Consider the following 15,468-nt stretch of genomic DNA (forward strand, 5'->3'; position numbering starts at 1 on the left):
CTTTAGAATGAAACATTAAGTCCTAACATGAATTTTCTGGCCATAGGGTAAACAGATGGTCCTGTAGAAAATAATATTGCCTGATTGTCTTCTCTCACAGGTATCTCTGGGTCTACTCCAGAATATTTAGTGATTACAAATAAATTCTCCCCTGATAGGTAAACCCTTAGATTTCTGACGTTATACTTTTTAAGATCGAAGTTGTAGCCTACCGCCAAAGAACGTAATCTGAAAAAATCATTACTTTCCAGATAGCGTGAAGACATAGAATTTCCTTTATCCTGGTTGTTATATCGCGCTATGGGATGTGTGGCAATGTCACCAGCTTTCTCCCATCTCTTCCAGCCATCTATTAATTTCATTTGGTTTCTGTCCGTATAAGTTCCATCAGAATCATATTCCTGACGTGAATAGTTGTACACTTTTCCACCAATTGAATAGCCGAATACCCCGTTTAAATCAAATTTCTTCCATTTCAAATAAGTGGTGATGCCACCAAATAAATCCGGCGAAGCTTTGTCAAGTTTTTCCTGACTGGCTTTTGAATAATCAGAAGTTTTTGTTCTCGCTGTTTCATTGCCATTTGCATCTCTGGTTACGGTGTACCATAAAGGCTTGCCGTCATCAGGATTAACGCCAGCCCATTCCGGCATGTAATAGGTGTCAACAGGCAGTCCAATTTCCAGTACCCTGCGTGCCGAGCCCGCAATACCCAGGTCATCACCTATAATAATTGGTTTGGCGGAGTAAGTTCCATCTGAATTTCGGGTTTTATAGATATCTGTAAGCTTATTGACATTGTGTCCAACATTTACATCCAGGCTCCATAATAGGTTCTCCGTATGTAGAATGTCGCCTCCAAGCGCTATCTCTATACCCTTATTTTGCATTTTGCCCACATTTTGCCAGATGCTGGTTACGCCTGTCAAGCCACTAATCGGCACATTGTACAAGATGTTGTCAGTGTTTTTAATATAGTAGTCTAGTGTTAGTCTTACCCTGTTGTTGAAAGCAGTCGCATCTAATCCCAATCCGCTGGTGTAGGTTTCTTCCCAGGTTAGGTTTCTGTTGCCAATCTGGCTGATCAAAAGTCCTGGAACTCCATTGTAGCTGGCAGACGCATTCACAGCATACAAGTCATACTGAGGATATAGTGCCGAAGGACGGTTTCCTACGGTACCATAGGCAGCACGAAGTTTAAGTGTATTCATGAAATCTGCTTTGAACCATTCTTCGCGGTTGATATTCCACCCTGCACTAACAGAGAAAAAGTTCCCGTATTTCTTGCCGAAATTTGAGGCACCGTCTCTTCGTAAGGATACCTGCGCAAGGTATTTCCCATCGTATGCATAATTCGAGTTGAACAGCAAAGACTGTACTGCCCATTCATTTATTGCTCCCTTTGTCCTTTCAGGTTTTGATACCACATCCAGGACTTCAAAGCCCGGTGCCAGACCCGTTCCGTATACATCTAAAGTTTTACTGCTGAAGTCGTTGAATTCGTATCCTGCAAGGGCATTTAGACTATGCTTACCCCATGTGTTGTTATAGCGCAATAGCTGATTGGTATAGCGACGGGCATATTCTGATCTATAATCTGTGATACGCCCGTTTACACTCAGTCCACCATTTGAACGGGGATCTGTATAACCACTGGCAGAGTAGGTGTTAAATCTGTAATTGTTAACAGAAGAAAAGGTCAGGCTTTTAGATAATTTAATATCAAAATCCATATTACCCATAAACTCGTAATTGGTATTCGCAGATTTATTCCATTGCAGGTCATAAAGATAGTTGGTACTTACACTATTTACCCATAAACTGGACCGGTGAGGTACTAAATTGCCGTCGGCATCATAGGGGCTATCCCAGGGAAGATTTGAATAAATTGAAGTTACAGAATATTGTCTGTCGGTAACACCACGACGTGAGCCAACTAAAGAAGGCTTGACAGTCAGCCAGCTGAAAGGCTTGTAAACCGTGTTTAATCTGAAGTTGTAGCGTTCATAATCATATCCTTTGATAGCGCCGGATTCATCATAAAATCCTAGAGAAAGAAATGACTGGAGTTTTTCAGTCCCTCCCTGCAAAGAGATGTTGTGATTTTGGTTGAAGCCATTTTTAGTGGCCAGGTCCCACCAATCGAAATTGCTGTTGCGCAACTCTGGTTTCCAGCGGGGGAAGGTAATGGCACTTGCATTGGCAAAAGAAGAAAAGTAGTCATATAATTCCGCTCCGTTCATCACCTGCAGGTTGCCGTTTGTAAGTTGGGTAAAGCCATTTCTGGAGGTAATATCTACGGTCATTTGTCCGGCCTTTGCACGTTTGGTAGTCACAACAATTACACCATTGGCACCTTGAGAACCATAAATAGCAGTGGATGCAGCATCTTTTAATACCGTCATAGATTCAATATCTTCCGGATTTAGCTCTCCCGGACTTGAGCCTATGATCACTCCATCTATCACCCACAGCGGACTGGTTGTTCCGCTCAAAGTAGCTTGTCCCCGAATGATCACTGAACCTGCGGTCCCCGGTTTTCCTGAGCCAGGTGCAACGAACAGGCCGGGAGCTTTTCCGGCAAGTAGATTTTGTACGTTAGGAGAGGTCACATTTTTTAGTTTATCTCCGCTGATTGTGCTGATGGCACCGGTGAGACTTTCTTTTTTCTGAGTGTTATAGCCCATTACCACTACTTCTCCGAGTGTCTCAAGCGATTCGCTAAGGATGATATTTCCTAAAGACGGACCACTTATTTTGATTTCCTGAGGAGTAAAACCAACAGAACTGATCACTAGTGTTTCGCCGATAGTTGCTTCTATGCTAAAATAACCTTGGGCATTACTGAGTGTAACCCGGTTAGTACCTTTCACCGTTACAGAAGCTCCGGTAACGGGTAAGCCACTTTGGTCTTTAATAGTGCCTGTAATGGCTTGTGGAATCGCTATTTTTTCAGCAATCATCACCCTTGGTTTATCAAGGGTTTTATTGACAACAATAGTTTTATTTTCGATAATATATTCTAAAGGTAAGCCCTCTAATACTTGTTGTAGTACACTGTTAATTGAATTTTCATTGATGTTTACATCCAATTTCTTAATTCCTCGTAGATCGTCGGTTTTGTAGAAAAAAGAGTAGTCAGACTGTTTCTCAATTGCGATTAAAATATCGGCTATTTTCGCAGATTTCAGCTGTAACTTAATAGTTTGTGAGAAAGTTTTTGCGTTTGCAAAGGTTGAAATAAATACCGTAAGGAAGGTGACAATCTTCATGGTGGCAAAAAAGAGACCGAAGGGCTTTTTGCCCTTCCCGCTCTGCAAGTGATTGTTTCGTTTTTGGTTAGTTTTAGGGTTCATTTTTAGCTAAAGATTTTAGGTTTAAATGTTTTTAGTTAATAGTTTTCGAAGCACATGGCTTCTTCAGGCAGCATGTTAGTGTTTACTCATATGGTCTTGGGTTTAGTTTTTGATGATCAATTTGTTGTCTTGTGTTAATTCATATTTGACGCGTGTGGCACCTAATATTTTGAGGGCTTGTCTAAGCGTTAGGTTTTTTTGGATTTTTCCTGTGAAAGTACCCGGAGGTCTGTTTCCATCGTACACTACTTCAATGTCGTACCATCTCGCCAGTTCCAACATCACATCATCTATATCTGCTTCATTAAACTGGAACAAATCATTTTTCCAGGCCATGATATCTTCCGGATTGATGTCACTAATTACCCGTACATTTTCAGAACCAGGTTGGCTAACAGCCTGTTGATTGGGCTTTAATAAATAATTTTGCTTACCGGCATTTAATTTGATGCTGCCTTCCAGTAGGGTAGTTTTGTAACTGCCATGATCAGCATAAGCATTGACGTTGAAATGTGTACCCAGAACTTCAATGTTTGCTTGGCTATTTTGGATGTTTACGATAAATGGTTGTTGGGGATTTTTTGCTACTTCAAAATAAACTTCTCCAGAAATGGTCACTTTTCTGGTCTTTTTAGAAAAGGCGACAGGATATTTAATGCTACTAGAGGCATTCAACCAAACTTTAGTACCGTCAGACAAGGTAATGTTGTATTTCCGTCCGACAGGTGTTTCAATGCTATTTAAATCATTTTCTTTGACGTTTTTACTATCCAGATAGACCACTTGTCCATTGCTGATCCGGATTTTTGAACCATTGCGGCTAACGATCACTTTACTGTCGAGAGCACTGTCCAGTGAAACCTGCGTTCCATCTGACAACACCAATATGGCGCCATTTTTCCCTGGCTGTACATCTTTTTCAACAGCTATTTTTTGATCAGGCTTAGCATTGAAGTTTTGATGAAACAACCAATAAGATCCAATTAAAATGGCGATAGCCGCCACAGCACTGTATTTCAGCAATCTGAGCATGGAAGTGCTGCGGGTTGTTTTCAGTTGGAAATTCTTGTCCAGCGCCAGTATTTGATTGACTCTTGTATTTATTGCAGCTTCGTCCACAATAAAATTCTCTGTTTCTGAGATAGGGGGAATCGTGAGTCCGAGTAAATCGATTAATTTTTCATGATCAGTTGTGTCGAGTAATTGAGACAATTCTGCAGCCTCATGATCAGACAGCATATTACCATAATATTGTTCCAGTAAATAACGGATTCGTTCGTTACGCATGTGGTTTCTTTGTTTGGTTAGTTTGGATTTTCATCCAGATTAATAGTATGAATAGACTTTTGTAGATGACTACTATTGAGAGCGAATTTTTTTTTAAAAAAGACCTAATATGATGAGGATGCTCAGGTATTCAGAATAGCCAGCGTTCACCAGTTCCTGGCGAATCAGTTTTAGCGCAGTGGTCAGGGTGTTGTAAACGGTGTTGATGGATATGTTTAATTTTTTTGCGATCTGGTCCGGACTCAGCCCTTCTTCTCTGCTTAGTAAGTAGATGGTTTGGCGCTGCTGCGCCAGGCCCCGTACAGCTACATTTATGATCGACTTGATTTCTGTAAACTCAACAGATTGCTGGATGCAAAATGTTGAATTTTCGTTTTCTATGTTCGATTGCAGCCTGTCAGCCTTTGTCTTGATATGAAGTTCTTTTCTGATCAGGGTCAAAGCCTCAGTGCTGACTACTTTATAGATCCATGCCTGGAAGTTGTCTATTTCTCTAAGTCTGTCTCTATTCAGCCAAACTCTTAAGAATGACTCCTGTAAAATATCAGAAGCGGCATCTTCGTTGTTGTGGGTTACCTTAAGAAGGAATTTATGTAATTTTTTAAAATAGAGTGTATATAAAGTTTTGAATGCTTTTTCATCTCCATCGGCGATAGCTTCAATAAGATCTGATTCGTTGTGTTCTTTTTTGATCACTAAATTACACTAATTCTTTGCGAAGATATATAATTGGTTATTTAAAACATATCTCTATTAATGAATTACAAATCATTGAGGTTTTTGAGTTCAATCAAGTGATCGGCTGCCCCCAGTTTTTGAAAATGGTTGTATTGTAAATGATTTGTTGGCCCGGTTAACGGAAACACGGAAAACTGGGGCATAGGTTAGGTATCCATCGCTCACGGCTTATAACTCTTGCTGACCTTTTCCTGCTTTCTTCCTGCTCTCTTCCTAGTATGTTCCTACTTTAGCAGTAGAAAAGAGCGATACAAGCCCAATAAAGCCAATTGTTCGGTAGAATGTGTATTTTACCGCTGCAAATCGATGATTTTTCTAAAACTATCAGAGCCCCCCCTAAACCTGCTTGATGTCTAATCGTGCTGCTAAATTTTAGAATATTAATCCCGGCATAGGTTTCCGTCATGAATGACGCGTTGCATTTATCCATGAAAATCTGATTTCAGATTTTCATGGATTGACTTCAAGTTATTAGATAGATAAATTGCTCATTTATATATGCTTATATAATTAATTGCAGATTTTGTTATTCGCATTGAAGATAATTAACCTAGTAAATCCAAACTTTAAGTTTGGATTTACTAGGTTAAGCGCGACCTGGCGCTGCTATTTGGAGTGGCGCTTTCTCCGGTTACTTTGCGTAACTTTTGGAGTATGCTGGCCCATTCTAACGGCAACCTGCTCAATGCGGAAGTTTTCGCCCGTTCGCTCGGGGTAAGTGCCACTACGGTAGTTAAATACCTTGATTTTTTAGAAGGTGGCTATATGGTAAGACGTTTACAGCCCTGGTTTGTAAATGCAAAGAAACGGCTGATAAAGTCGCCCAAAACATACATACGAGATACGGGAATACTTCATCGGTTACTAAACATACCGAGCCTGGATGCGCTTTTTGGTCACCCGGGAACGGGAGGTTCCTGGGAGGGCTACGTGGTAGAACAAATTTTTCAGGCTAAGCCAGATCACCTGGATGTGTTCTTTTACAGGACACAGGCAGGGGCTGAATGTGATCTGCTGCTCGTTCAAGGCATTACTCCCATAGCCTGTATAGAGATCAAATTATCAAATTCACCTGTCGTATCCCGAGGCTTTTTAAACTGTATACAAGATCTTGAGCCTAAGTCTAGTTTTATTATTACCCCGCAGAGCGATACTTATACCTCTAGTCATGATGTTACTATCATCAGTCTGTATGATTTTATTGTAACAAGATTGAAAATGTTATAGATAATAGAAAACGGACAGGCTATAACCACTGCTCCTTATCTCTGATCACTATAAAACATTCCTTACCCTTTTTCTCGATTTTCACTTCATACTCCGGCCATTCACCATCAAGGCTTCTGTGCATCAGTACATAAAAATCATCCTGATGGTTGTAAGGCACTACCAATTTATAACAGTAGAGCTGCTTCAATTTCTCAGGCTGGCGAACATCAATAATGACTTTCTCCTGTTCACTGGCTTTAAAAGAAGCGTCATGAGGTGGCGCCAATCTCAGAGCAATGGCATACAATTGCGGAATGGTGTAATTTCGGATAGTAATCATCTTCCCGCGCATAAACTCGTCTGCACTAATGCGACAGCTGCTCTTATACCCAGACTTATAGCCTGTAAAAGCATAGATGTGAGTTCGAGTAGTTCCAGGCTTAGGGCAATTTTTCTTGTTCTGTCCATAGCAAAAATTGAGGCAAAGCACAGCCATTACGACCATTTTTATCGTTCTGTTCATTAGATTATATATTTAGTTATGGGACTTGGTTTCTTAGATCTTTTTCATAGCATTCTGTTAGCCTGGTTTAAGCAGATATGATACAGAATCTGAAAGTGGACTCAGGTTGGCTGCCTGATTGTGTTTCGCCTAATGCTTATGAAACGCAAAAAGCGTGGAACCCCACTTACCGCAACAGAGGCCGTAGGAGGCCCATAGACGAATAAGCGGGGCCCACGCTTTTTAACGCGTGAGCACCTTTCACTTATCCTCTCGTCTATGCTTGAAATTTCCTACGTTTCTGTTGCGAGATTCTTAAGTGCTAAATGCTCCAAATATTTTGAAGATTTTGCAAATGTATAATATTAGCTTATCACATACTTTTAATTTTTACCAAATATACTCAAAAGATAAAATTCAACCAAACATTTCTCTGTAATTAATATTTTGGATGATTTTGCAATATTTTGATTAAAAAGCCAATATTTTTCGTGTTGAATATCACAATGAAAATGCAGAAGATGGAACTCTGAATTCAATCCAGTTTATAAGTTTTCGTCAGGTGATCTTCCATAATTGTACTCAGCCTATGCAGCATATTTCTTTTGCTATTGTTTTGCTTTCCTTTTGCTATTGTTTTGCTATCCTTTTGCTTTTTGCAAAACAAAGGCAAAAATATAGCAATATGGAGGCAAAAATAAAGTAAGGTGAAATAGCCGCACATTCCAGGCCCATCCTTATTTCAAGGGGGGATTAATTAATAAAAACCGGTTATTGAAAGAAAGATTCGGCCACTCACATGAAAACTTTGTCAGCGTGTTTTAACAAATTCTTATGAGAAAAATCAGAAATTGCGGTTTTCCACTAAACGTGGAATTAATAGAATAAATATGAAATCTTTTTTTGACAACTTTATCTTCTTTATATACGCCGCTACTACTTTGCCCGATAAGTATGATAGGAAGGACACTTTTCCTACCATATTTCTAATTTCATTTTTAGAAATATTACTGATGCTCCCCATTTTTGTCCTTATTATTCAAGCGCTAAATTTAAGCATGGTTTTAGTATACCTAAAATTACCAATGCTTTTTAGATATGGAATTATATTACTGGTATTTGCCGTCCTGTTTAGACTTAATTACTTGATATTAGAACGCGGAAATTACATTTTGAACATCTCTGAAAAATTAGGCTGCAAAAGAGAAAAATATTTCTCTTATCGATGGCTATTAGTTGTTTGTGGATCAATATTAGGGGGTGTCATCGTAATACTGTTGAGAGTGATTAAAATGGGGGGACTACCGTAGCTTAGCCTACCAGCAAGTTACACCCTCTGATATCTGCATTGTCAAAACGGCCTAATACTTCAAATGAGCCATCTTCAAAAACACGGCCTAAATCCTGAGTTGCGATAAAAGAGCAGGAGTTGATATTGGCCAGGTCGATCACGTTGATGCCGCCTGTTTTCGGACCAGTTATTAAAGATAATGGATCATTGGTATCTCTCAGTAGAATCTTCATCCAGGGTGGACAATCAAATATTCCCAATCCATACGAGTATGCCTGAGATAATAATTCAGTCATTCCGTATTCGCTGTGGATAGCACTTACGCCAAAGCCTTCCTGCAACAAGTGGTGTAGTTCTTCTCTCACCATTTCTTTTCTTTTGCCTTTCATACCCCCAGTTTCCATAACTACCAATTCCGGGAAATCAATTTGATTGGCCTCAATAAAATCTAGGAGGGCGTAGGTCACTCCAATCAAAATGGTCTTTGTCCCATTTTTTTTAAGGTTACTCAGTTTCTCATGAAGTTCAGTATGGTTGTGCAGAAAATAACCGCTGTCAGGGTGCTTACTTCGTTTGATCAAAGCATCTACCATGTATATAAGTGAAGATCCATCTCTTTCCAGATAAGAGGGCAGAAGTGCAAGGATACAAGTGTTTTCTATCTTTCCGTAGAACTGTTCAAATGCCTGGTTGAAGCTGCGTTCATAGATGCTGACATCCGTTACATAGTGCCGGCTTTGAGACATCCCGGTAGTGCCCGAACTGCTGAAAATGATCTCAGTCGCATCCTCCGAACTTAAGATGTCGTGTGTTTTAAAGAAGGCAATCGGCAGATAAGGAATATCAGCTGTATGATTCACCTGTTCGGGAACCACACCCAGGTGAGTCATATATGCTTTATAGGTATCGCAATGTTTTGCCTGATGGTAGAATACCTCCAGACAAGTGTTTTCAAATTGATCTGGTGTCTGTATTGAGAATATTTGTTCGATTAAATCCTTCACATTGGCAAAAATACATAACAAAGTTTTATTTAAGCATTGGTTTTCTTAATCAACACAGCTTTTCTAAAATGATATCCGCAATAACCACTGATGCCGGCCACGAAAGCACCCAATACCGAACTTAATATTAAAATAAGCACATATGATTTTACGCCAAACATTTCGGCAATACGCGAAGCTAAAATATGGTTATTGGGGATGCTTTTGAACAATGCCATTCCGGTCCACAAAAGTAAAATTGCAAAGAAAGGGGACCATAGTGCTATTTTCCCGGTTTTCCCGATCAATCCGCAGGTAGCAAAGCTGATGATCACAATGACCCACCAGGGTAAAACCATCTGAAGAAGAAATGATGCGATAAGTATTACAATAAAAACCATATGGCTATTTTTTTGATATTTTTAGTGTTGAAATTATTGTGGCCGATTTGTCGTCAGAAGAAGTCATGAAATATAGATCATATAATTCGCCTTTCGCCCATTTGTCAATCATATTGTCATAAAATCTACTGCCTGGATTTCCTGACTGTCCGCCAGGGTACACCCCATGACCTTTAGGGGTCTTGCCCAATTCTACAACCATCCTCCATGATGGGCCATTACCTTCACTTAAGGCATTGATTGTCATTTTACCGCCGCCAATTAACAGTGGCTGAGATCCCATTCCCGGGATTTTAGCAAGATGTTGTATTGTGGTATGTTTTACATTGGCCCATTCCCATTGTTTGCCGATAGGGCCATATTTCCGCTCCAGGCTGTCGCAGCTGTATTTAAAGGCTTCATTGATCTGATCGGCCAGCGTTTCTTTTGCAGGAGTTTTTATATTGTCAACCCATTTTGAATCAGGTTCATTTAAAATCAACTGGAGTGTTCTGTCTCTGGTAGGGTAACGCATCGGTACATCGGCAATGGTAAAGTCATCATCCCAGATGTTGAACTGCAGACGTTTGTTCCACAAGTCAAAAATGCTGGCAGCAATTTCATTGGCGTCGTACCGCTTATTCCATTTGGATACTAAAGAAAACGCTTCTTTTTGGGTGGCATTTAGTGAACCAGCATTTACATTGCTGATCAATGTTCCAAGTGCGTTTTGCGCATAAATACTGTAATTGTCGGTCTGCATTTTTCTAATGCTGTCGGCAGTGGCATTAGTCATGACAGTCAGCCTGTCGTTGATGCGTTTTCCGCGTTCATACGGACTAAATTCCCAATTGATGTAATATGGGTAAGTCTGATCTGTGGACGATTGGTTGGCCGAGCTGACAAAGTTTCTAGGAGGGTTCTTAACGGTAGGGTTTTGGGATGCAGGTATCCAGCCATGCCAGTCGCTTTTAGGATCTGTTCCGTCAAGGATAAATTTGCCCTGGTCTTTCCATTTTAAAGGGAATCTGCCATTGGCTGTGATTGCGATGTCATTTTCAGCAGATGCAAAAATGAAATTCTGTGCAGGTGCTGTATAATGAGTTAGCGCTGATCGGTAGTCATCGTAGTTTTTTCCCCTGTTCAATAAGTAGAATGTTTTCAGCTCGTTTGATTCCTCATGAGCAATCCACCTTAGTGCACTTCCAGTAGGGATGTTTTGTGATTTAGAAAATTTCTCTGGTTTTGTCAGGTAAACCACAGGGCCATGATGTGTGTAGAAAACAGTATCTGTTTCTGTTTTACCTCCTCTGATGATTATTTTTTCTAAACGCGTACTCGTTTTCTTCCATTCGTTATTGTACCAATAACTTTCGTGAGTGTTGTCCTTAAATTTAACCTGATAAAAATCAAGCACGTCGGCCGCAACATTCGTAACACCCCATGCTATGTTTTGGTTGAAACCTATGATCACTCCAGGAGCACCAGGGAGGGAAACACCGTAAGCATTTAATCCCGGAGCATGAAGTTGAATTTGATACCAGATTGATGGCAGAGACAAATCAAGGTGGGGATCGTTTGCCAGTATAGGATAACCTGAAGCTGTCTTTTTTCCGGACAGTGCCCAGTTATTACTGCCGATGCCTTCTTCCTTCTGTTTGGTCCTGATGTTATTGCCCGCTATTAAATCATCCGCTACAGCAGGGGCTTCCGGAATAGGCAGGGGAGTGAAGTCCCATTTCGTCCCAACCGGAATAATGGGGTCTTCTTTAAAAGGATAATCAGGGAAGAGGTCTTTAACTACGTCAGTACCGAATTTTTTCCTGATGTTGGTCATGTAGAATTCATCCGAGCCCATGGCCAGTACGGCCGACATCTGTTTCAGCAATAATGCACATTTTATCGGAGTCCAGTCTTCGGGTTTAAAATCGAGTAGTTTATACTCTAAAGGTAGTTTTGCTTTGGATAAGGAATGGATATACGCATTAATCCCAGCAGTGTAAGCCATAATCATTTCTCTTGATTGAGGGTCGGCCATCATGCCTTTTAGTGATTTTTCCGCGCCATATACCATGCCCATTCTCCGTTGATACCTATCCAGTTCCAGTGCTTTTTTACCAACAACTTCACACAATCTTCCTGCGGCAAATCTGGTTTGAAAATCCATTTGCCATAATCGGTGCATGGCCGTCACATAGCCTTGGGCATAATAAACGTCATAGTCATTTTGAGCGAAAATATGGGGGATCATTCTGTCATCAAAAGCAATTTCAACATTTTCTTTAGTTTCTTTAAGAACGATTTGCTTGTTTTTCTTGACAGTTACATTTTCGGCATTCTGCCAAAATCCTGTAAAAGGATTCAGGAATTTCAAAAGAGGCGGTGTGTCACCAAATTTTGTATTAAAAATATACGCTAATAATATAGGGACAACAATACAAGTAAGTGCTTTAATTTTGTTCATTACAGCTCAGTTAAGGTACGACCACTCTTTCGAATAGAATATCTGGTTTGCTTTTGCAATTTAACATAAAACTTAAATCAAATGCAATGAAACCATGATGATTTTTAAAACCACACCCTGGTATGGGCAAATTTAATTCATTGAAAAATTTGAGAGCTTCATCTCAATTGAAAAACAAATTAAATTCAATGATTGGGACATTGAGATGAACAATTTGACTTAAAAAAAATCAAATTTGGAAAATTAAAAATTTGTATTAGATTTATAATAAAATTAACCTAGTATAAAATCTAAGTATGAGCAAAACTTTTACTAAAGCAATCTTTACGCTTTTATTGTTGTGTATTACGGGAGTAGTAGCACAGGCACAAAGTGTAACCATTAGTGGTATTGTAACGGACAAGGCCACAAGGGAACCAATACCAGGTGTTGGGATTACTGTCAAGGGGAAAACTTCCGGAACGGCGACCAATGAAAATGGTAAATTCTCATTCAGTACTACGCAAAAAGCCCCTTTTACGATCGTTATTTCATTCATCGGGTATACTTCACTCGAGAAAGAAATTACCGGTAATACGGCTAATCTGGCGTTTGAACTGGAACCTTCAACTATTGTTCTTGGACAGGACGTTGTAATTTCTGCATCCAGAACTCCTGAGCGTATTCTGGAATCACCGGTATCCGTTGAGCGAATGGGACCTGCAGCGCTTAAGGAAATCTCGGCGCCGTCATTTTATGACGCTCTGAACAACATGAAGGGGGTAGAGATCAGTACCCAAAGTTTAACATTTAAGTCTGTTAATACCAGGGGATTCAATTCAAATGGTAATACCCGCTTCAACCAATTGGTAGACGGTATGGACAACCAGGCTCCGGGACTAAACTTTTCAGTGGGTAACATCATTGGTGTTTCTGATCTGGATCTGGACAATGTGGAGTTATTGCCGGGAGCATCATCTGCTTTGTATGGTGCCGGCGGTATCAATGGTACCATGTTAATGACTTCTAAAAACCCATATGATTATCAGGGCGCAAGCTTCCAGTTCAAAACCGGTATCAACCACCTGAACGATGACAATACCGGCAATCAGCAATACAATCAGCTGGATGTGCGTATGGCTAAAGCATGGAATAGATTTGCTGTTAAAGGTACTTTCTCTTTCTTGCAGGCGAAGGACTGGCAGGCAGATAACTACAGCAACTTTGACCGCAACGCAAGGACTTTTATACCGGGAGACAGGGCATCTGACCCTAATTATGATGGTATAAACGTATATGGTGATGAAGTAAATGCAAACATACTTTCAGTTTCAAGACTTTTGCAGGGTGGATTCGTTGCTCAATTGCCGCCTGCAGCGCTTACGAATATCAATAATGCTATAGCAGCTAATATACCTTATGCAAACATTAAAGCCAGTTTGGCCGGAACAGCTGCTCAACCGCTTATTGGTGTATATTATGGTTTAAACAAAGGATTGGTTTCGAGCCGGGATGTATCCAGAACGGGATATAATGAGGTTGATCTGGTAGATTACGATACGGAATCTTTAAAAGCATCCGGATCGTTGCATTACAAGATTACTTCTACAATTCAGGCCATCGCACAACTGAACTGGGGTAGAGGAACTTCTGTTTATACAGGTTCTGACCGCTATTCATTACGTAATTTCAGTATCGGACAGTATAAACTGGAATTGAAAGGCCAGGATTTTTTCCTTAGAGGTTATACTACACAAGAAAGATCAGGAGACTCTTATATTTCTTCAATTCTTGGATCATTCATCAACGAGGCTTACCGTCCAAGTGAAGGCCCTGCAACAGATCCTACTTCAGGCTGGTTCGCTCAATACGCAATTGCTTATGGTGATGCAAAATCAACCGGTGCAAGCGATGTCGCTGCTCATACAGCTGCTAGGGCATTTGCAGACAGAGGTCGTTTTATGCCTGGAACACCACAGTTTGAAGGTGCAAAAAGCGCTATCGTAAATAGTACCATTTCATCTGGAAAAGGTGCTAAATTTAATGATAAGACCAATTTGTACCACTATGAAGGTATGTACGATTTCTCTGATGCATTCAACAATGCATTGGAAGTACAGGTAGGTGGATCTTACAGGATCTATCAGTTGAGATCAGGAGGGACTATTTTTGACGATTTGAATGATAAAATTGACATCAATGAGTATGGCGCATTTGCCCAATTGGCTAAAAAGATGTTCAATGATAAGTTTAAATTATCTGTATCAGGAAGATATGATAAGAGTACAAACTTTGATGGCCGTTTTACCCCAAGAGTATCTGGTGTACTTACTGTAGCCCCAAACAATAACATTCGTTTATCTTACCAAACAGGTTACCGTAATCCGACTACACAGAATCAGTATATTGATCTGTCTGTTGCAGGTGGAAGACAGCGTTTAATTGGTGGTATTCCTGAAATGTTGAATAAATATAACTTGCTGACTACAAATAAAGCTTTTACAGATGTGAGTTACAGGGCATTCTTAGCCTCAGCTGCAACCGGAGCACCTAATCCTGCTTTGTTAAAAGCTTATGAATTTGACCCACGTGGTGTTCGTCCGGAAAGTGTACAGGCTTATGAGATTGGTTATAAAGGATTGCTTGGGCCTAAATTCCTGATCGATGCTTATGCTTATTACAATACTTATAAAGACTTCATTACCGCGGTAGAGGTATATCAGCAAAACGGAACCAAATTCTCTAAATTTGGAGCACCAGTAAACGCTAACGGAGAAGTTAATTCTTACGGTGGAGCGTTGGGTATTGATTACCTGTTGGGCAATTATAACTTAAGCGGTAACGTATCTTACAATAAACTTCAGGATCTTCCTGTAGATTATATCAACGATTTCAATACCCCTAAAGTTCGTTATAACCTTGGTTTGGGTAATAAAGAGATCATCAAAAACTTCGGATTTAACGTGAACTATCGCTGGCAGGACAAATTCTACTGGAACTCGTCATTTGCAGCCGGAGAAGTCCCTGCTTTCAGCACTTTGGATGCACAGGTTAATTTAAAGATACCTTCAGTTAAATCTATGATTAAAGTAGGTGGATCAAATATCTTGAACAAGTACTACTTTACTTCATATGGTAACCCGGCAGTAGGTGCGTTATATTATATCGGATTTACTTACAATCCTTAAGATTAGAATTTAATAAACCAATAATAATTACAAAAAAGGCTCTGATGTTATCGTCAGAGCCTTTTTTATGTACTTATTTTATCTCACAATA

At 40.0% G+C, this 15,468-nt stretch carries 9 protein-coding genes; 2 read left to right on the forward strand and 7 right to left on the reverse strand.

Annotation, left to right across the window (positions count from 1 at the left end):
- Nucleotides 1-2: 2 nt before the first annotated feature.
- From R2Q78_RS12350 to R2Q78_RS12360, 3 genes are all read right to left on the reverse strand, one after another.
- The gene (locus R2Q78_RS12350; RefSeq protein WP_316792301.1) at nucleotides 3-3,356 is read right to left on the reverse strand and encodes a TonB-dependent receptor; all 3,354 of its coding nucleotides are present in this window, start codon (nucleotides 3,354-3,356) and stop codon (nucleotides 3-5) included.
- 102 nt (nucleotides 3,357-3,458) lie between these two features.
- Nucleotides 3,459-4,643: a FecR family protein gene (locus tag R2Q78_RS12355; protein WP_316792303.1), complete on the reverse strand. Its 1,185-nt coding sequence runs from the start codon at nucleotides 4,641-4,643 to the stop codon at nucleotides 3,459-3,461.
- 93 nt (nucleotides 4,644-4,736) lie between these two features.
- On the reverse strand, nucleotides 4,737-5,339 hold the full coding sequence (locus R2Q78_RS12360; protein WP_316792305.1) for an RNA polymerase sigma factor: 603 nt from the start codon (nucleotides 5,337-5,339) through the stop codon (nucleotides 4,737-4,739).
- A 645-nt stretch (nucleotides 5,340-5,984) separates the two neighbouring features.
- On the opposite strand from R2Q78_RS12360, the gene R2Q78_RS12365 reads away from it, so the two are divergent.
- Nucleotides 5,985-6,608, forward strand: a complete 624-nt coding sequence (locus R2Q78_RS12365; protein ID WP_410478489.1) for an ATP-binding protein — start codon at nucleotides 5,985-5,987, stop codon at nucleotides 6,606-6,608.
- A 19-nt stretch (nucleotides 6,609-6,627) separates the two neighbouring features.
- On the opposite strand, the gene R2Q78_RS12370 is transcribed toward R2Q78_RS12365, so the two are convergent.
- The 4 genes from R2Q78_RS12370 to R2Q78_RS12385 form a co-directional block, all read right to left on the reverse strand.
- Nucleotides 6,628-7,113 carry a hypothetical protein gene (locus R2Q78_RS12370; RefSeq protein WP_316792309.1) on the reverse strand — a complete coding sequence of 162 codons (486 nt, stop codon included), beginning with the start codon at nucleotides 7,111-7,113 and terminating at the stop codon, nucleotides 6,628-6,630.
- A 1,290-nt stretch (nucleotides 7,114-8,403) separates the two neighbouring features.
- Entirely contained in the window at nucleotides 8,404-9,387 is a 984-nt protein-coding gene (locus R2Q78_RS12375) for an acyl transferase (RefSeq protein ID WP_316792310.1), read from the reverse strand.
- Between the two features lie 29 nt (nucleotides 9,388-9,416).
- On the reverse strand, nucleotides 9,417-9,767 hold the full coding sequence (locus tag R2Q78_RS12380; protein WP_316792312.1) for a hypothetical protein: 351 nt from the start codon (nucleotides 9,765-9,767) through the stop codon (nucleotides 9,417-9,419).
- A gap of 4 nt (nucleotides 9,768-9,771) precedes the next feature.
- Nucleotides 9,772-12,210, reverse strand: a complete 2,439-nt coding sequence (locus tag R2Q78_RS12385; RefSeq protein WP_316792314.1) for a penicillin acylase family protein — start codon at nucleotides 12,208-12,210, stop codon at nucleotides 9,772-9,774.
- A gap of 296 nt (nucleotides 12,211-12,506) precedes the next feature.
- On the opposite strand from R2Q78_RS12385, the gene R2Q78_RS12390 reads away from it, so the two are divergent.
- The gene (locus R2Q78_RS12390; RefSeq protein ID WP_316792316.1) at nucleotides 12,507-15,377 is read left to right on the forward strand and encodes a TonB-dependent receptor; all 2,871 of its coding nucleotides are present in this window, start codon (nucleotides 12,507-12,509) and stop codon (nucleotides 15,375-15,377) included.
- The last annotated feature ends 91 nt before the right edge of the window (nucleotides 15,378-15,468 follow it).

Origin of the sequence: Pedobacter frigoris, from assembly GCF_032678645.1 — a bacterium.
Taxonomy (GTDB): domain Bacteria; phylum Bacteroidota; class Bacteroidia; order Sphingobacteriales; family Sphingobacteriaceae; genus Pedobacter; species Pedobacter frigoris_A.